This window comes from Streptomyces sp. NPDC043996 (assembly GCF_056435225.1).
Genome location: NZ_JBWKEY010000019.1, coordinates 118389 through 136365, shown reverse-complemented (window position 1 = coordinate 136365; position 17977 = coordinate 118389). Strand labels below are relative to the sequence as shown.

Sequence of the window (17977 nt, the reverse complement as noted above, 5' to 3'; positions counted from 1 at the left end):
ACACTCAAGGAAGGTGCGGCGATGGAGAATTCGGCCCCCGGACGGCCCACCCCCGAACAGCCCGCCCCTGGGCACCCCGTCCCCGAGGGCCCCGGCCCTGAGCGCCCCGGCCCCGGGCACCCCGCCCCCGGGCAACTCGCCGTCACCACCGCCACCCGCGAGGACTGGCGCGTCGTCACCGCCTGGGCGGCGCAGGAGGGCTGGAACCCGGGGCTGAGGGACAGCGAATGCTTCTTCGCCCAGGACCCGGAGGGCTTCTTCGTGGGGCGCGTCGACGGTGAGCCGGTGTCGGCGATCTCCGTGGTCAACTACGACGCGTCGTACGCGTTCCTCGGCTTCTACCTCGTCCGCCCCGACCTGCGCGGCCACGGTCACGGCCGCGCCACCTGGCGCGCCGCGCTCGCGCACGCCGGGAAGCGCACGGTCGGCCTGGACGGCGTACCGGCGCAGCAGGACAACTACCGGCGCTCCGGCTTCGAGCACCGCCACGACTCCATGCGCTACGTCGGTCCCGCGACGCCGCCGGGGCCGGTGCCCGCGCACGTGCGGCCCGTCGACGCGGCGCTGAGGGAGGCCGTGGCGGCGTACGACAGCTCCTGTCACCCCGCCGCGCGGCCGCGGTTCCTCGACGCGTGGCTGACCACGCCCGGCCACCGCGCCGTCGCGAGCGTCGTCGACGGCCGGGTCACCGGGTACGGGGTGCTGCGCCCGGCCCGCGACTCGGCGCGGGTCGGCCCGCTGTTCGCGGACACCCGCGCGGACGCAGAGGCGCTCCTCGACGCGCTGACCGCCGACCTGGACGGGGCGGCCTTCGCCATCGACGTACCCGAGACGAACGCGCCCGCCGTGGCCCTGGTGGAGGGCCGCGGCATGAAGCCGTCGTTCGCGACGGCCCGTATGTACACCGGGCCCGTGCGGGAGTTCGCGCGGGACAAGGTGTTCGGGATCACCACCCTGGAGCTGGGCTGACGGGCGCGCGGGCGGCGGCTCACGTCACCGTGAGCCGCCGTTTGTTCTCGGTGGTGGAGCTGGCGCCCACGTAGAGGTCGAACGCGCCCTCCTCAAGGAGGAACTCACCGCTGGGATCGTTGGTCCAGAAGCCGAGGTCCCGCGCGCCGAGCCGGAAGCGGACGGTCCGCGAGGCGCCCGCGGCGAGCGTCACCCGCCGGAAGCCGCGCAGCCTGCGCACCGGCTGGGTGATGCTCGCCGCGATGTCGTGGACGTACAGCTGCACCACCTCGTCGCCCGCGCGCGCCCCGGTGTTGGTGACGGACACCGACACCTCGACGGTGTCGCCCGCGCGCAGCGCGCGGGCCGCGACGCTGGTGCGGGCGAGGCGGGGCGCGCCGATCTCGAAGTCCGTGTAGCTCAGGCCGTGGCCGAAGGCGAACCGCGGGCCCGGCGGCAGGTCCAGGTACTTGGAGGTGTACTTGTTGTCCGCGGCGTACGGGCGGCCCGTCGACTCGTGGTTGTAGTGGACGGGGATCTGGCCGACCGACCGCGGGAACGACGCGGGCAGCTTGCCGCCCGGGTTGACTTCGCCAAACAGCACGTCGGCGATGGCGTTGCCCGCCTCCACGCCCGGGTGCCAGGCCTCCAGGACGGCGGGCGTCCGCTCCAGCCAGGCGCCGAGCGTCAGGGGGCGGCCGTTGACGAGGACCACCACGAACGGCTTGCCCGTCCCCGCGATCGCCTCGATCAGCTTCTCCTGCGCGCCGGGCAGCCCGATGTCGCTGCGCGCCGCCGCCTCCCCGCTCAGCGCCGGGGGCTCGCCCACGACGACGACCGTCACGTCGGCGGCCCGCGCGGCGGCGACCGCCTCCGCGATGCCCCCGCCACCGCCGTCCGCGGGGCCCTCGGCGCTGACGCCGCGCGCGTACGTCACCTTCGCGCCCGGCGCCACCCGCCGGATCGCGTCCAGGACCTTCACCGACGGGTACTTCTTCGCCGCGGCCGGGACCACCCAGGTGCCGAGCAGGTCGTCGGAGTCGCCGAACGGGCCGACGACGGCGAGGGACGCGACGGACTTCCGCAGCGGCAGCGCGCCCTTGGCGTTCTTCAGGAGCACCATGGAGCGGGCCGCGGCCGTGCGGGCCGCCGCGCGCGCGGCGCGCGTCGGCCCCTCGATGGCGGCGCCCTCGTCGACGTACGGATCGTCGAACAGGCCGAGCGCGAACTTCAGGCGCAGGATCCGCGCCACCGCGTCGTCCAGGCGCCGTTCGTCGATCGTCCCCTCGCGCAGCAGCCGCTTGCCGTTCTCGCGCAGATGGGTGCTGACCATCTCCATGTCGACGCCCGCGGTCAGGGCAAGACCGGCCGCCGCCGCGCCGTCCTCGGCGAAGCCGTGCGCGATCAGCTCGGCGACGCCCGTCCAGTCGCTGACGACGAAGCCGTCGAAGCCCCACTCCTTCTTGAGGATGTCGGTGAGGGTGTGGGTGTTGCCGTGCGCGGGGACGCCGCTGATCGTGTTGAACGACGCCATGACGGTGGCGACGCCCGCGTCCAGGGCCGCCTTGAACGGCGGCAGGTACAGCTCGCGCAGCCGGGACTCGGACACGTCCACGGTGTTGTAGTCGCGGCCGCCCTCGGCCCCGCCGTACGCCACGAAGTGCTTGGCGCAGGCGGCGACGCGGTCCTTGGCCCGGACGTCCCGGCCCTGGTAGCCCTTGACCTTCGCGGCCGCGAACTCGGCCGTCAGATACGGGTCCTCGCCGCAGCTCTCGGCGATCCGGCCCCAGCGCGGCTCGCGCGTGACGTCCATCATCGGCGAGAAGGTCCAGTGCACGCCCTGGGAGCGGGCCTCCTTCGCGGAGACCTCCGCGTCGGACCGCGTGACCCGCGGGTCGAAGCTCGCGGCCTGCGCCAGCGGGATCGGGAACGTGGTCCACAAACCGTGGATCACGTCCAGGCCGAACAGCAGCGGAATCCCGAGCCGGGACTCCTCGACCGCGATGCGCTGCAGGGCGTTGGTGGTCTTCGCCCCGAAGACCGAGAGCACGGACCCGAGGCGGCCCGCGCGCGCCGCGTCCTCCACGTCCTTGGTCGCGCCGCCGCCGGGACCAGTGTCCCAGGCCCACGCGAGCTGCTGGAGCTGCCCCAGCTTCTCTTCGACAGTCATACGGTCGAGCAGCTTCTCGACCTCCTGGCCCCGGCGGCCGTGCCGGGGCGCGGCCTCGGCGACGGGGGAGGTGAGGGCGGTGCCCGCGACGGCCGCGCCACCCATCGCTGGCAATCCGGACAGCCCTGACAGCACAGTGCGCCTTCGCAGCTCTCGCATGTGTTCGCCTTCTCACGTCAAAGTGGGGGCAATCGAGGGAGTGGCCACAAGAATTGAAGCGAAAGTACGTGGCGGGTACAGGAGGGTCAAGAGAGGCGACAGAGGCAGTCGAGTGCTTCGGCTCCGCGCTTGACCTCAACATTACTTGAGGTCTTACGGTTCTCTCCATGAGCATGGAAACCACCGCGTGGACGCAGATGTACAGCGTCATGAACGCCCAGCAGGAACGCCGCCCCTTCGCCCGCGCGACCCTGCGGCGCATCGCCGTCTTCGCCCGCCCGCACCGCCGCCGCATCACGCAGTTCGTCGTCCTGAGCGTCGTCACCGCGATGCTCGCCGTGGCGACCCCGATCCTCGCCGGGCGCGTGGTGGAGGCCGTCGTCTCCGGCGCCGAGTCCTCGCTCGTCGTGCGGTACGCCCTGCTCATCGCCGTCATCGCGGTGGCCGAGGCGGGCTTCGGCATCCTCAGCCGCTGGCTGTCGGCGACCCTCGGCGAAGGCCTGATCCTCGACCTGCGCACCGCCGTCTTCGACCACGTACAGCGCATGCCCGTCGCGTTCTTCACGCGCACCCGCACCGGAGCGCTCGTCAGCCGCCTCAACAACGACGTGATCGGCGCCCAACGCGCCTTCAGCAACACTCTTTCGGGTGTGGTCTCCAACCTCGTCACGCTGCTCCTCACGCTCGGCGTGATGCTCGCGCTCTCCTGGCAGATCACCCTGCTCGCCCTGGTGCTCCTGCCGGTGTTCGTGCTGCCCGCGCGGCGCATGGGCACCCGGATGGCACGGCTCCAGCGCGAGGCCGCGCACCACAACGCCGCCATGGGCACCCGGATGACGGAGCGCTTCTCGGCGCCCGGCGCCACCCTCATCAAGCTCTTCGGGCGGCCCGCCGACGAGTCCGCCGAGTTCGCGGCCCGGGCCCGCCGGGTGCGGGACATCGGAGTGCGCACGGCCATGGCCCAGTCGGCGTTCATCACCGCCCTCACCCTCGTGTCGGCCCTCGCGCTCGCCCTCGTCTACGGCCTCGGCGGCTACTTCGCCCTCGAAGGCACCCTGGAAGCGGGCGCCGTCGTCTCCCTCGCGCTGCTCCTGACCCGCCTGTACGCGCCGCTGACCGCGCTCGCGGGCGCCCGCGTGGAGGTGATGAGCGCACTCGTCAGCTTCGAGCGGGTCTTCGAAGTGCTCGACCTGAAGCCGCTGATCGACGAGAAGCCGGACGCACGGGACGTGCCCGAGGGCCCCGTCGCCGTCGAGTTCGAGGACGTCCGCTTCGGCTACCCCGCCGCCGACAAGGTCTCCCTCGCCTCCCTGGAGGAGGTCGCCGCGCTTGACGGGCGCGGCGGCGCTGAGGTCCTGCACGGCCTGTCCTTCCGGGCCGAGCCCGGCCAGACCGTCGCGCTCGTCGGCTCCTCCGGTGCGGGCAAGTCGACGGTCGCGCAGCTCCTGCCGCGCCTGTACGACACCGACGAGGGCAGCGTCCGCGTCGGGGGCGTGGACGTCCGCGACCTGTCCGCCGACTCCCTGCGCGACACCATCGGCATGGTCACCCAGGACGGCCACCTGTTCCACGAGTCCGTCCGCGCGAACCTGCTGCTCGCCCGGCCCGGCGCGAGCGAGGACGAGCTGTGGGACGTGCTGCGCAGGGCCCGCCTCGCCGAGCTCGTCGCGTCCTTGCCCGACGGCCTCGACACCGTCGTCGGCGAGCGCGGCTACCGGCTCTCGGGCGGCGAGCGCCAGCGGATGACCATCGCGCGGCTGCTCCTCGCCCGCCAGCGGGTCGTCATCCTCGACGAGGCGACCGCGCACCTGGACAACACCTCCGAGGCGGCCGTCCAGGAGGCCCTCGGCGAGGCGCTCGCCGGGCGCACCGCCGTGGTCATCGCCCACCGCCTGTCGACCGTGCGGTCCGCCGATCTGATCCTGGTGGTCGAGGACGGGCGGATCGTGGAGCGCGGTACGCACGAGACGCTGCTCGCCGAGAGCGGGCGCTACGCGGAGCTGTACCGCACGCAGTTCGCCACGCCGGACGCCGTGCCCGCCGCGTAGCGCCGCCGCCCCCTCCGCCGCCCGCTCGCCCTGGACCCGGGGCGGGTGGGCGGCTGTCCAGCAGCTCGACCGGCTGCCGTCCGGCCGGTTGTCGGGTGCGGCTTGTCGCGCATGTGCCCGCCGCTTCGCGGCGGGATGTCTCCCACCCGCCCGCCCGTTACTCGCGGCCTTGTCAGGTGGGCGTGGGTGCCCCTCCGACGCGGGCGGAGTGGGAGGGGGCTCGCATCAGGACTCCTCTGAGGGTACGTCAAGCGGTGTACTCTGAATGAAGTGGTTAGACCGAGAGGACCCCCGAGACCGTCATGAGGCAGAACCCCGCCCGCCGCACCGCCCTCCTCGACGCCGCCATCGAGGTGCTCGCCCGCGAAGGGTCGCGCGGCCTGACGCTGCGCGCGCTCGACACGGAGGCGGCCGTCCCCAAGGGCACCGCCAGCAACTACTTCAGCAACCGCGCCGACCTCCTGGCCCAGGTCATGCGCCGGGTCCAGGAGCGGCTCACGCCCAAGGAGGCCGAGCTCGCCGACACCATGCGCGAGGCGCCGTCCAGGGAGCTGGTCGTCACGCTCCTCAAGCAGCTCCTCGAGCGCATGCGCGCCGACCGCAGCAGCCACCTCGCGCTCCTCGAGATGCGCCTGGAAGCCACCCGCCGCCCCGAACTCCACGCCGAGCTGAGCCGCTTCATGACCGAGCAGCTGGAGGCGAACATCGACTTCCACCTGACCGCGGGCCTGCCGGGCGACCGCACCAGCGTGGTCCTGCTCTACCTCGCCATGCTCGGCCTGATCGTGGACGACCTGACGGTGCCGGACCTGCTCGCGCCGTTCTCCGTCGACAAGCTCATCGAGGACCTCTCACAGCGCCTGCTGCCCTGACGGACAGGGCGCGGATACGGGTTCGGCGGGGCGGGGTAGGGGTACGCGGGCGCCGCGTCGCCGCCCTACGGTGGAGCACGGAAGGGCTACACGCTCCATCTGCGTGCTGCGGGGCCCTTCCGGCCTGCCGGAACCGGAACGGCGCTTCCCGTCAACGTCCCCCGTGACGGAAAGCGCCGTTCCGGACCGGTGCTCCCCCCGGTCCGGAACGGCGCTCGTGCCGTGCCTTGTTCTCCTTCGCCCCTGGTGTCGCTCTAGCGGTCAGTTCGCCCCCGGCCGCAGCGCGATCGCCGTGAGGACCAGGCCGTGCAGCGCCAGCCAGCGCCCCTCGAGCTCCTGCGGGAAGCCGAGCGCGCCCACGGGCGGCAGGATCCTCGCCGTGAACGAGCCGGTGCCGGGGTCCGCGGACCGGTGGATCGTGACGTCGGCCTCCTCGAATCCGAGGGGGCGGCGGGTGAGCGGATACCAGGTCTTGTAGATGCTCTCCTTGGCGCTGAACAGGACGCGGTCCCAGCGCACCGCGGGCCACCGCCCCAGGTGCTCCCCGACGCGCCGCCGCTCGGCGGGCAGGCCGATGGCTTCGAGCACCCCCTCCGGCAGCGGGTCGTTCGGCGTGGCGTCGATGCCCACCGACCGGACGCTCGCGCTCCGTGCGACCACGGCCGCCCGGTAGCCGTCGCAGTGCGTGATGCTGCCGACGACACCGGAGGGCCAGAGCGGGCCGCCCCTGGGGTCGGCGAGCAGGGCGTCGGTGGGGTGCCCGAGCTCCTCCAGGGCGCGGTGGGCGCAGTAGCGGCCGGTGGCGAACTCGCGGCGGCGGCTCTCCACGGACCGCGCGACCATCGCCTCCTCGTCGGGGTGCAGGACGACGCCGTCCGGGTCGCCCGCGTACGCGTGGCAGACGACGTCCTCGGGGAGGATCCGCGCCAGCGGGCCCCGCGGGGCCGCACCGGAGTGCGGCCCCGCGGGGAGCGAACCGTCGTGCCGCGCACCGATGGCGTGCGTACCGTCGTGACGCGTACCGACGTTCACGGTGTGCCTTCCTTCTCGCGCTCCACCGCGGTGCCGGTGTCCTCCGCCTTGCCGCGCCGGGGCAGATAGACCAGCAGCTCGGTGGCCACGAAGCGGACGACGAACGTCGTCAGGAGGGCGAGCGCGGTGGCGGGCATGACCGACATGCCCACGCCGTCGACGAGCAGGGCGATCAGGGGGATGCGCAGCACCAGGTCGGCGTTGGCGAGCAGCGCGAACCGGCCGAGGCGGTCGGCCCAGTGGCGGTGCTCCCGTCTGCCGCGGAAGAGCAGCAGGTCGATGAGGACGAAGTTCCACAGCACGCCGAACTGGTTGGCCACGATCTCGGCGGGGAGGTAGTGCAGGCCCGCGGACGTGAGCGCGGACAGGCCGAGGAGGTTCGGCACGAAGCCGGACAGGCCGATGACGCCGAACGCGACGATGCGCGCCACCGGCGTCGCGGTGCGCAGGGACACCAGGTGGTTCAGGAAGCGCAGGCCCTCGCGCACGGTCGACTTCGACTCGCCCGCGTACCGCTCCTGGAAGGAGAACGGCACCTCGGCGACCGTGCGCGGGCGGCAGCGGATGGCCAGCTCGAGGAGGATCTTGTAGCCGAGCGGCTTGAGGATGTCGGCCTGCGCGTGCACGACGCTGCGGCGGATCGCGAAGAAGCCGCTCATCGGGTCGCTGATGCCGCGCAGCGCCGTCGGGAACAGGCCTTTGGTGACCAGCGTGGAGGCGCGGGACACCGCGACGCGGTAGCGCCCGGAGAGCCCGGCGTGGCTGCCGCCGCCCGCGTACCGGCTGGCGACGACGAGGTCGGCCTCCGTGCGGCGCCCCGTCTCGATCAGCTCGGGCATGAGGGACGGCGGGTGCTGGAGATCGGCGTCCATGACGACCATCCACTCCGACGCGGCGGCCTTCATGCCCTCCACCACGGCCCCGCTCAGACCGCCCGTCGCGACCTCGCGGTGGATGACGTTCACGGGGAACGGGCAGGTGAGGGCGGCGCGTTCGATCGCGGCCGGGGTGTCGTCGGTGCTGTCGTCGACGAACAGGGCCTCGCAGTCGAGGTGCGCGGGCAGGCCGGCCGCGAGCCGCGCCAGCAACTCCTCGATGTTCTCGGCCTCGTTGAAGGTCGGGATGATCACGGTGACCGTGGTCCGCGCGCCGTCCGGGGCGGTGCGGCCGGGCTCTTCGGCTCCCTCGGCGTCGGGTCCCGGCCCGGTCATCGGGGCACGCTCCCGTGCCGGCCCGCGCCCGGCGCCAGGTCCGGCCGCGCGTCGCCGCCCGCTGCCGGATCGCGTCGCGGCATCGAGGTGCCGGAGCCCGCGGTGTGCATTCTCACCATCGTCGTCCTCTACGGTCTGCGCGCGTGCGCGTCACATCGGCGTGCCCTGGCCGGCAGGCGCCGGCGGGCGGTGATCCTGTCTGCTGGTGCACGGGAACGTCGGCGGCCGGGCGGGGAAGTGGCCGTCGTTCGGGGAGCCGGGCCGCGTTCCGGGAGGGTCACGGGTGACGCCCCGCCGTGCCGCCCTGCCGCTGTGCCGCGACCATCCGGCTCGGAGAGGGCGTGGTCGCCGACGAGCGATGACGCCGCTGCTGTACCGGTGATTCCTCCCGCCGGAGGCTATCCGCGGCCTGTGCGTGCCTCCACCCCTATCCGTCCCCTAGGGCTCCGCTGGCGGGCGGCCGCCTCAGGCGCGGGGTCCGCACGGCACCGCGTCCTTTTGGCAGGGAGTCGGCTCCGATATGCGGGCGGCGCGCGGGGGAACTGTGTTCGTGGACCGCATCAAAAGTTCGCCATTTGGTAACGCTTGCAAAGTCTGTTGGCCATGCGGGCGGGAACAGCGTGGCTACTGCACCTAGGAACCTCATAGGAACCTCAAAGAACCCATGGGGACGGCGCCCCGAGGAGTTCGCGCACACGCGCCGCAAGGTGCGCGGACGTTCGCTCTGCCAAAGTGGAAGGTGGCCTGAAACCATGGCGTAACAATGTGACGCAGCTTGCATCCGGCGGGCGGCGCCCGCGGCCGCGCGGGTGTGTGTCGGGCGGCGACTCCGTGAGGGCGGAGGGCGAGGCCGCGCGAACTACTGGGACTTTCTTAAGGAATTTTGCTCTCGGATTGCCGTTGGATTGTCTCCGGTTTCCCTCAGGGAGACCCCAATGCGGGCTTCCCCGGCGACACATTCGCCTAACGCATCCTTAACGTCGACCACGGGGTGAGCGGGAGCGGACGGCCCCCGCGGGCTGCGGGAAGAGTGCCCGATGGGCTGCCCGAGACGGCGTTCGAGCGTGTACTTCCGGGCAACCAGGCGGGTTCGGGGCGCCGCGGGGGAGGGGGGACCGGGGTACCGGTTGGGCGCTGACGCGCCCTTGACATGCACTCTAGGCAGGCATGTTTCCGGACAGTGTGGCTTGATGATCACCGTGTCGCGGCGGCATGGCCAGTTGAGCGTTCTCCATTCTCACAAATGGAGTTAAGACCTCCGTATCGGACCGGGTTGCCGCCACGTCCTATATCACACCGATGGCCCGAGCGGGGAGGGCTGAACGTTGCGAGTCACCGTGGATTTGGGGGGTGGGCTCACTTCTTTCGGGGCTACCTCGTCGTCAACTTTCAGTCATAGTTGTGTTGTTGCATGAGCCCCCGAAGAGGTCCGGCAGAGATATCTGGAATATGCCCTGCTATCCTGCTCCAGGCTCCGGTGGCTACTTGATGAGTGCGAAATGGGAATAAGGCGCCCAGTGCAGTTTGCGATAATTTCTTACGGGGAGGAAACCGCACTATGAGCCTGGTCGAGCGAGTCGATGAATGGGCTCTTCTGGAGGATGTTCTGACGAAGAGCGGGGAGAGGCCTTCCCGTGTTGTGGTGATAAGAGGTCCGGTAGCGACCGGTAAGAGTGAGTTGATGAACTCCGTCGCCGAGCGGGCTCAGGCCCGGGGACTCGCGGTCCTGACCGCGACGGGTTTACGAGCGGAGCGCCGGACGCCCATGGCGGCCTTCGGGCAACTCCTGCTCCACCTTGACCAGTTGGAGGAAGGAGGGGACGAGACGGCCGCCCGTGTGGGGCGACTGCTCGACGACGCCAGGTTCACGGCCATGCTGCGCGACCCCGACAGCGAACGCGAGGAGCACGTCCGCGCCCACGTCATGCGGTCCCTGACCGCCGCCCTGACCACCCTCGCGCGAGGACGGCCGCTGGTCGTGCTCGTCGACGACGTCCAGTACGCCGACATCCCCTCCCTGCAGTGCCTGCAGTACGCGATGCGGGAACTGCGGGCCAAGCCCGTGGTGTTCGTCCTCGGCCTGCGCACCGGACCGCACGCGGAGCGGCCCCTGTTCAGCGCCGAACTGCTGCGCCATCCGCGCCTGACCCAGCTGCGGCTCACCACCCTCGGCGAGCGGGCCACGGCCGAGCTGCTTCGCGAGGACGTCGACGACACCACCGCCCACCGCCTCGCCCCCGACGTCCAGCGGGCCAGCGGCGGCAACCCCCTCCTGGTCCGGGCCCTGATCCACGACCTGCTCGCCCACGAGCCCGAAACCGAAACCCCCCTGCCCGCCGCCAAGAACCTGCCCGTGGGCGACGCCTACCGGCAGTCCCTGCTCAGCTGTCTGCACCGCGGCGACGACGTCGTCCTCGCCGTCGCCAGAGGCCTGGCGATCCTGGACGAAGCCGCCAGCCAGGCGGCGCTCGCCGGGCTGCTCGAACTCGACCACGAGACCGTCGCGCTCGGCCTGCGCGCGCTGGAGGCGGCCGGTCTCACCGACGAGGGGTCCTTCCGCCATCCGGTGGCGCGGACCGCCGTCCTCGACGACCTGCCCCGCGAGGAGCAGCTCGCGCTGCACCGGCGCGCCGCGGACCTGCTGCGCCGCACCGGGGCCGAACCGCCCGTCGTCGCCCGGCACATCGTCGCCGGTGGCGAGGTCATGGACGGCGAGGCCCTCGACGTGCTGTGGGAGACGGCCACGCGCGCCCGGCGCGACGAGGACGTCTCCCTCGCCATCGCCTGCCTCCACCTGGCCGACCAGGCCTGCCCGCGAGGCCCCCGGCGCAGCGAGATCCTGGCCGAGCTCACCCGCCTGGCCTGGCGCGTGCGCCCGTCCACCATCGGGCCCCACCTGCGCGCGCTGCGGACCGCCTTCGACGAGGGCTGGCTCGCGGAGCAGACGGTGCCCGTGCTCCTCTCCGGCCTGCTGTGGCAGGGCCGGTTCGAGGAGGCCGCCGAGGTCGCCCGCAAGGGGCAGGCGGCGTACGACCAGAGCGCGGCGGTCTCCACGTACCTCGCGACCGGCGCGGTGCGCACCACCTACCCGGCCCTGCGCGAGCGCGTCGGCGCCGAGAACTGGCCCGCTCCTCAGGGGCCTTCGGACACGGCGGCGGCGCGCGCGGCCGACCCGCGCGGCCGCGTCGGCACCGCGCTGAACACGGTCCTGACCCGCGGCACCGACCAGCACGCCGCCGACCAGGCCGAGACCGTCTTGCAGAGCACCCGGCTGAGCGACGCCACCCTGGAGGCGCTCACCTCCTCGCTGTCCGTACTGATCTACAGCGACCGGCTCGGCCGCGCCGCCCACTGGTGCGACGCGCTCCTGCGCGAGGCCACCCGCCTCGGCGGTCCCGGCTGGCAGGCGCCCCTCACGGCGCTCAAGGCCAAGATCGCGCTGCGGCAGGGGAACGCGCCGGACGCCGTCCGCTACGCGGGCACCGCGCTCGCGTGGCTGTCCCCGCAGGGCTGGGGCGTCGGCATCGGCTCCGTCCTGGCCACGCTGATCTCCGCGCACACCGCGATGGGCCAGTACGAGCAGGCTATGACGTACCTGGACCACCACGTCCCGGACGGCATCGCGGAGACCCGCTACGGCCTTGAGCTGACCCACGCCAAGGGCGAGCTCTACGCGGCCATGGGGCGGGTGCGGCCGGCCCTGGAGGCGTTCCTCACCTGCGGGGAGCTGATGACGCGCTGGGGCGTCGACCAGCCCGCGCTCGTGCCGTGGCGGTCGGCGGCCGCGGAGATGCACCTGCGCACCGGCGGCGAGGCCGAGGCCGACCGGCTCGTCAGGGAGCAGCTGGCCAAGTGCGGTCCCGGCCAGTCCCGCACCCGCGCCCAGACCCTGCGGGTCCTCGCCGAGGTGGCCGGACTGCGGCGGCACCACCACGCGCTGCACGAGGCGATCGAGGAACTGGAGAAGTGCGAGGACCGCATCGAACTGGTGCGGGTCCTGGGGGCGCTGAGCCGCTCGCACCACGCCCTCGGTGAACTGGGGCAGGCACGCATGATGGCGCGGCGGGCCTGGCGCATCGCACGGGACGTCCAGGCGGAGACGCTGTGCGAACAGCTCCTGCCGTACGGCGACGGCGAGGCGGGCGCGGGCGACCGTCCGGCACGGGCGGCCGACGGCTGCCCCTCGGAGGAACTGACCGACGCGGAGCGGCGCGTGGCGTCCCTGGCCTCCTTCGGCCACAGCAACCGCGAGATAGCGCGGAAGCTGTTCATCACGGTCAGTACCGTCGAGCAGCATCTGACCAGGGTCTACCGGAAGTTGAACGTCTCTCGAAGAAAGGACCTGCCGCACGACCTGCTCGCCGATACGGCGTGCTGACCCGGCCGCGGGCTCGTTGACAACGTTGTGCACGGTGCCGCGACGACCGGCGAGCGGTGTCGGCCGGAGCCGACGCCGGATCGGCGCGGGACGATGAAACGCGTCCGGGTCAGTCGTCGCCCGTCCGGCAGCCGCAGGACACCTCACCGTCGCGGACCGTGAACTGACGGTCCGCGACGCGGTGTGCCACGTCCTGGGAACGGGTGGAGAACAGCACGGACCCGGTCGACGCCGTGTACCGGCTCAGGGCGCGGGAGAGGATCTTCTCCGACACGCTGTCCACGTCGTCGAGCGGCAGGCTCAGCAGGAGCAGCCCCGGCACGTGCGGCAGCGCGCACCCGAGGGCGGTGCGCGAGCGCTGGCCGGGGGTGAGTTCGGCCACCGGCGTGTGCTCGACGGTCCTGAGGTCAAGGGCGTCGGTTAAGTCCGTCGCGCGCTCGGCCGCCGTATCCGGGGCCAGGCCCCTGTCCTCGGCGGCCGTCACCAGCGCGTCGTGCACGGAGGCCTCCTCCGGCAGCGGCATGCCCGGCGGCACGACTCCGACGAGCCGTTCCACGGCGGCGTGTTCGGCATCCGTGTCGTGGCCGTAGACACAGACGGAACGGCCCGGTCTGCCCTCGAGGAGCAGCCGGGCCAGGAACCTGTCCGCGGAGTCGTCGTCCGACACGGCGGCGACACACGCGTGTCGCTCGATCCGCAGCACGCAGTCGTGGTCCCCCGCACGACCGTCGCTCTGCCGGGCTCCCTCGGCCGTCGTGTGCCGTACCTCCAGGGCTACTGGCTCCCGCCGGCCTCCGCCGGGCGTGCCGTTCGGGCGGTGATCATGCACCGCGAACCTTCGGCCGTCCGACCCTGGTTGCATGAAGCCTCCTCCTCACAGTGAATGATGAACAGTTCGGGGACGTAGTAACTGCTCCGGGCGCGTGGTGCGGTCACCATAGAGCATTTCAAGGCTTCTCCTGACTTTCGTACAGCCTTCAGGATCGAAGTCGCGCTACTAAAGTACCCATTGTGTACGGCCCGGCATTTCCTGCCCAGGAGAACCCGCGGCCGGCTGTGTGATCTCTGGATGCGATCGTGAACGCGACCGTGGCGTGACGGATCGTGAACAGGCAGGCCAGCGCCCGGGTGTGCGGTACACGGGCCCCTGCATCTAGGAGGCGTAAGGGGACGTTGAGGGGTTTCCGCCACCCCTGCCTTCGCCTTCATAATCAAGGGCACCGTCAGACGTGCCGTGTATCGGAGGCGATTCGCGGGCCCGACCGACCGGCCCCCGTGGGGCGGGGTGCGGGCCGTGCTGATCGCGGACCTTCCTCCTGCTGCCGCAGCCCGGCTCACCGCGGCCGTCTGGAACGTACCGCCGGGCCGGCCTCCACCACGGTCAGAGGAGTATCCGTTGGTTGCCCTCAACGGTAGTTCACGTCTCGGGACAGCTGATTCCCTAACGATGCTGGGCCCGGACTTTCCCTTCGCCTACGACGAATGGCTGTCGAGTCCGCACGGCCTCGGAGAAATTCCGGACGCGGAGTTCGGCACTCCCGTCGCGGTCATCGGGGCCGGGATTTCGGGCCTCGTCACCGCGTACGAGCTCATGCGGCTCGGGCTGCGCCCGGTGGTCCACGAGGCCGGGCACATGGGCGGCCGCATGCGCTCGCCCGCCTTCGAAAGACGCCCGGACGCGGTGGCCGAGCTCGGCGCCATGCGCTTCCCCGCGTCGGCGACCGCGCTGCGGCACTACATGGACCTGGTCGGGGTCCAGACGCGCCCGTTCCCCAACCCCCTGACGTCCGCGAGCGGCAGCACCGTCGTCGCCCTGGGCGGCGACCGGCACTACGCGCGCAGCCCCGAGGAACTGCCCGACATCTATCAGGAAGTCGGCATGGCCTGGAACAAGGCCCTCCAGGAGCACGCCGAGCTGTTCGCGATGGACGACGCGATCCGCCGCCGCGACACCGCCGCCATCAAGGCCATCTGGAACCCGCTGGTGCGCGCCCTGGACGACCAGTCGTTCTACGGTTTCATCGCGCAGTCACCCGCCTTCCAGTCCTTCAAGTACCGGGAGATATTCGGGCAGGTCGGCTTTGGCGCGGGCGGCTGGGACACCGATTTCCCCAACTCGATCCTGGAGATCCTGCGCGTCGTCTACACCGGCGCCGAGGACGACCACCAGCTCGTGGTGGGCGGCTCCCAGCAGCTGCCCCTGGGGCTGTGGTCCCACGCCCCCGACGAGCTCGTCCACTGGCCCCGGGGCACCTCCCTGGAGTCGCTGCACCGGGGCGGTCCCCGGGGTGGCGTGGCCCGCCTGGAGCGCACCGCGCGCGGCATCACGGTGCACGAGCGGGACGGCTCGTCGGCCACCTACGCGGCCGTCGTGTTCACGCCGCACAAGCGCACGCTGGTCACCAACGTGCGCTGCGATCCGGCGCTGCTGCCCACGCCCGTGTGGACGGCGGTGGAGCGCAGCCACTACATGGGCTCGTCCAAGCTGTTCGTCCTCGTCGACCGCCCCTTCTGGCGCGAGCGCGACCCGCTGACGGGCCGCGAGGTGATGAGTACGACCCTCACCGACCGCATGCCCCGGGGCGTCTACCTCTTCGACGACGGACCGGACCGCCCCGGCGTGATGTGCCTGTCGTACACCTGGAACGACGACTCCCTGAAGATGGCCCCGCTGAGCGCCGAGGAGCGCCTGGAGGGGGTCCTCGACGCCCTCGCGGAGATCTATCCCGGTGTCGACATCCGCTCCCGCGTCATCGCGCCCCCGCGCACGGTGACCTGGGAGAGCGAGCCCCTCTTCCAGGGCGCCTTCAAGGCGAACCTGCCGGGCCACTACCGCTACCAGCGGCGGCTGTTCACGCACTTCATGCAGGACGGTCTCGCGCCCCGCCAGCAGGGGCTCTTCCTCGCGGGCGACGACGTCTCCTGGACCGCGGGCTTCGCGGAGGGCGCCGTGACGACCGGGCTCAACGCCCTGTGGGGCGTCCAGCGCCACCTCGGGGGCGCCACCCAGCCGTTGAACCCGGGCCCCGGCGACCTGTTCTCCTCGCTCGCGCCGATCGACCTGCCCGAGGACTGAGCGCGAACGGCAGCACACATCATGGGGAAGGGCCCCGGAGCATTCGCTCCGGGGCCCTTCCCCATGATGTGTATGGCCTCAGGTGATGTGTACGGCCTCAGGTCACGACTGCGCGCGCCGCAGGAAGCCGCGGATGCCCACCAGGGCGAACAGCGTGATCGCCCCGACGAGCACGATGAGCGTGATCGGCAGCGGCACGTGCTCCACGTCGGGCGACGTCACGGCCCGCATGCCCTCACTGGCGTACGACAGCGGGTTGGCGCCGCAGATCACCTGGAACCAGCGCACCTCGTCCAGGGCCACGAGCGGGAACTGCGTCGAGCCCGTGAACAGCAGCGGCATCAGGACCAGCGTGAACATCACGTCCACCTTGTCGCTGCTGACGGACGTGCCCAGGCACAGGCCGATCGACGCCCCCGCAAGCGCGCCGAGCGCGGCGATCCCGAGGGCGGGCACGGTCTTGCTGAGGGGCCAGGACAGGTCCAGGAGCACCATGCCGACCGGAGTCATCATCAGCGACGCCACAAAGCCGTACAGGGCGCCGAAGAGAATCTTCTCCACGGCCACCAGGCGCAGCGAGATGGGCGAAAGAAGGCGGTCCTCGATCTCACGCGTGTACGAGAAGTCGACGACGAGCGGCAGTGCCGTGTTCTGCATGCCGCCGAGGAATCCGTTCAGGGCGAGCACGCCGGGCAGCAGGACGGCGCTGTAGTCGCCGTCGACATAGCCCGCGTCGCTCAGCAGCACGCCGAACACGAACAGCGTGAAGAACGGCTGGATGATGGCCTGCCCGATGAAGGTCGGGAACTGCCGCAGGGCGACGAAGACATCGCGCCACATGATGGCGCCGAAGGTCCGCAACTGCCCCGTGGCAAGGGGTGCCGGGCGCTCGGTGATCGTGGCGGTCATCGCAGATTCTTTCCGGTGAGGTGGAGGAAGACGTCTTCCAGGGACACCTTTCCGACGCCGACGTCCGTGACCCGGTAGTCCTGGGCGGAGAGCGCCGCGAGCGCCGGCTGGAGCGCCTCCACGGGGTCGGTGTCGGTGTAGACGCGCAGATGGCAGGAGTCCGCGGGCGGTGTCTGCGCGTCGACCTCGTCGACCTGTCGTACGCCCGGCAGGTCGGAAAGGAGCTTCACCACCGGCAGGGCCCCTTGCGGGGACTCCACGGACAGGGCGAGCGTCGAGTGCGCGGGCAGCAGCTTGCCGAGGCCCGTCGGGGTGTCCAGGGCGAGCAGCGTGCCGCGGTCGACGATGCCGACGCGGTCGCACAGCTTGGTGGCCTCGTCCATGTCGTGGGTGGTGACGACCACCGTCACGCCGCTCTCGGTGAGTTCGGCGACCCGCTCGTGCACGAAGAGCCGGGCCTGCGGGTCGAGTCCGGTCGCGGGCTCGTCCAGGAACAGCACGCTCGGCCGGTGGATCAGCGCACGGGCGATCATCACCCGCTGCACCTGCCCGCCGGACATGTCGTCGACCTTGGACTTGCGGTAGTCGGCCAGGCCCATCTGCTCCAGGAGCTCATCGGCCCGGCGGCGCCGGTCGGCGCGGGGGATGCCGTGGTAGGTGGCGTGGAAGAGGAGGTTCTGCCGCACGGACAGCGAGCGGTCGAGGTTGTTGCGCTGCGGCACCACCGCGAGCACCCGCTTCGCCTCTCTCGGCCGCCGCACCACGTCCACGCCGTCGATCACGACGCTGCCCGAGGTGGGACGCACGCGGGTGGTCATCATGCCCACCGTCGTGCTTTTGCCCGCGCCATTGGGGCCGAGCAGTCCGAACACCTCGCCCCGATGCACGTCGAAGCTCAGGCCGTCGACCACGCGGCGTGCGTTGGACGCGTACTGTTTCACCAGATTCTCAACCCGGACAGCGTATTCCACGGCGCCGACCCTATGGTCGAAAGAGCACCGGGAACACCCCTGTATCTGGCGGACGCACAAGGCTAGTAGGGGTTTATTAGGGGTGGGGCTCCAAAGAAGTCGCTGTTACTCTGCGACCGTATTGTGGGCACATTTATAGGAAACGCTTCCGGTAACTCTGGTGCGCGTTCCCTGAGTTCGCCCCGCATACACAGCAAGGGTAA

General features: G+C 71.5%; 11 protein-coding genes. 5 read left to right on the top strand and 6 right to left on the bottom strand.

Annotated features, from left to right (window positions below):
- Positions 1 to 21: 21 nt before the first annotated feature.
- On the top strand, positions 22 to 969 hold the full coding sequence (locus tag AC07A4_RS37360; RefSeq protein WP_478607919.1) for a GNAT family N-acetyltransferase: 948 nt from the start codon (positions 22 to 24) through the stop codon (positions 967 to 969).
- 19 nt (positions 970 to 988) lie between these two features.
- Here AC07A4_RS37360 and AC07A4_RS37355 read toward each other — a convergent pair whose 3' ends face one another.
- Positions 989 to 3223, bottom strand: coding sequence for a glycoside hydrolase family 3 N-terminal domain-containing protein (locus AC07A4_RS37355; protein ID WP_478607918.1), 2235 nt, complete (start codon positions 3221 to 3223; stop codon positions 989 to 991).
- A 221-nt stretch (positions 3224 to 3444) separates the two neighbouring features.
- Between AC07A4_RS37355 and AC07A4_RS37350 the strand changes: the two genes are divergently transcribed.
- Positions 3445 to 5325, top strand: coding sequence for an ABC transporter ATP-binding protein (locus tag AC07A4_RS37350; RefSeq protein WP_478607915.1), 1881 nt, complete (start codon positions 3445 to 3447; stop codon positions 5323 to 5325).
- A 302-nt stretch (positions 5326 to 5627) separates the two neighbouring features.
- Positions 5628 to 6197: a TetR/AcrR family transcriptional regulator gene (locus tag AC07A4_RS37345; protein ID WP_478607912.1), complete on the top strand. Its 570-nt coding sequence runs from the start codon at positions 5628 to 5630 to the stop codon at positions 6195 to 6197.
- A gap of 261 nt (positions 6198 to 6458) precedes the next feature.
- Here the strand turns inward: AC07A4_RS37345 and AC07A4_RS37340 are convergent, their stop codons facing one another.
- Together AC07A4_RS37340 and AC07A4_RS37335 are read right to left on the bottom strand one after the other, a co-directional pair.
- On the bottom strand, positions 6459 to 7229 hold the full coding sequence (locus AC07A4_RS37340) for a 4'-phosphopantetheinyl transferase family protein (protein ID WP_478607910.1): 771 nt from the start codon (positions 7227 to 7229) through the stop codon (positions 6459 to 6461).
- On the bottom strand, positions 7226 to 8440 hold the full coding sequence (locus tag AC07A4_RS37335; protein ID WP_478607908.1) for a glycosyltransferase: 1215 nt from the start codon (positions 8438 to 8440) through the stop codon (positions 7226 to 7228). Before AC07A4_RS37335 ends, AC07A4_RS37340 begins: the two co-directional genes overlap by 4 nt.
- 1558 nt (positions 8441 to 9998) lie before the next feature.
- Here AC07A4_RS37335 and AC07A4_RS37330 point away from each other — a divergent pair.
- On the top strand, positions 9999 to 12818 hold the full coding sequence (locus tag AC07A4_RS37330; RefSeq protein ID WP_478607906.1) for a helix-turn-helix transcriptional regulator: 2820 nt from the start codon (positions 9999 to 10001) through the stop codon (positions 12816 to 12818).
- Positions 12819 to 12927: 109 nt separating this feature from the next.
- On the opposite strand, the gene AC07A4_RS37325 is transcribed toward AC07A4_RS37330, so the two are convergent.
- Complete coding sequence (locus AC07A4_RS37325) at positions 12928 to 13680, bottom strand: P-loop NTPase family protein (RefSeq protein WP_478607904.1); 753 nt, start codon at positions 13678 to 13680, stop codon at positions 12928 to 12930.
- 585 nt (positions 13681 to 14265) lie between these two features.
- Here AC07A4_RS37325 and AC07A4_RS37320 point away from each other — a divergent pair.
- Positions 14266 to 15894, top strand: coding sequence for a flavin monoamine oxidase family protein (locus AC07A4_RS37320; protein WP_478607901.1), 1629 nt, complete (start codon positions 14266 to 14268; stop codon positions 15892 to 15894).
- Between the two features lie 102 nt (positions 15895 to 15996).
- Here the strand turns inward: AC07A4_RS37320 and AC07A4_RS37315 are convergent, their stop codons facing one another.
- Positions 15997 to 16803: an ABC transporter permease gene (locus tag AC07A4_RS37315; protein ID WP_478607898.1), complete on the bottom strand. Its 807-nt coding sequence runs from the start codon at positions 16801 to 16803 to the stop codon at positions 15997 to 15999.
- Positions 16800 to 17744, bottom strand: a complete 945-nt coding sequence (locus AC07A4_RS37310) for an ABC transporter ATP-binding protein (RefSeq protein WP_478607895.1) — start codon at positions 17742 to 17744, stop codon at positions 16800 to 16802. The genes AC07A4_RS37315 and AC07A4_RS37310 overlap by 4 nt, the downstream gene beginning before the upstream one ends.
- Between the last annotated feature and the right edge of the window lie 233 nt (positions 17745 to 17977).

Bases quoted from the DNA above. Each gene is read 5' to 3' on its own strand.
- AC07A4_RS37345 (WP_478607912.1), top strand. From the start codon at position 5,628: ATGAGGCAGAACCCCGCCCGCCGCACCGCCCTCCTCGACGCCGCCATC.
- AC07A4_RS37360 (WP_478607919.1), top strand. From the start codon at position 22: ATGGAGAATTCGGCCCCCGGACGGCCCACCCCCGAACAGCCCGCCCCT.
- AC07A4_RS37320 (WP_478607901.1), top strand. From the start codon at position 14,266: ATGCTGGGCCCGGACTTTCCCTTCGCCTACGACGAATGGCTGTCGAGT.
- AC07A4_RS37355 (WP_478607918.1), bottom strand. From the start codon at position 3,223: ATGGGTGGCGCGGCCGTCGCGGGCACCGCCCTCACCTCCCCCGTCGCC.
- AC07A4_RS37350 (WP_478607915.1), top strand. From the start codon at position 3,445: ATGAGCATGGAAACCACCGCGTGGACGCAGATGTACAGCGTCATGAAC.
- AC07A4_RS37330 (WP_478607906.1), top strand. From the start codon at position 9,999: ATGAGCCTGGTCGAGCGAGTCGATGAATGGGCTCTTCTGGAGGATGTT.
- AC07A4_RS37315 (WP_478607898.1), bottom strand. From the start codon at position 16,803: ATGACCGCCACGATCACCGAGCGCCCGGCACCCCTTGCCACGGGGCAG.
- AC07A4_RS37335 (WP_478607908.1), bottom strand. From the start codon at position 8,440: ATGACCGGGCCGGGACCCGACGCCGAGGGAGCCGAAGAGCCCGGCCGC.
- AC07A4_RS37325 (WP_478607904.1), bottom strand. From the start codon at position 13,680: ATGCAACCAGGGTCGGACGGCCGAAGGTTCGCGGTGCATGATCACCGC.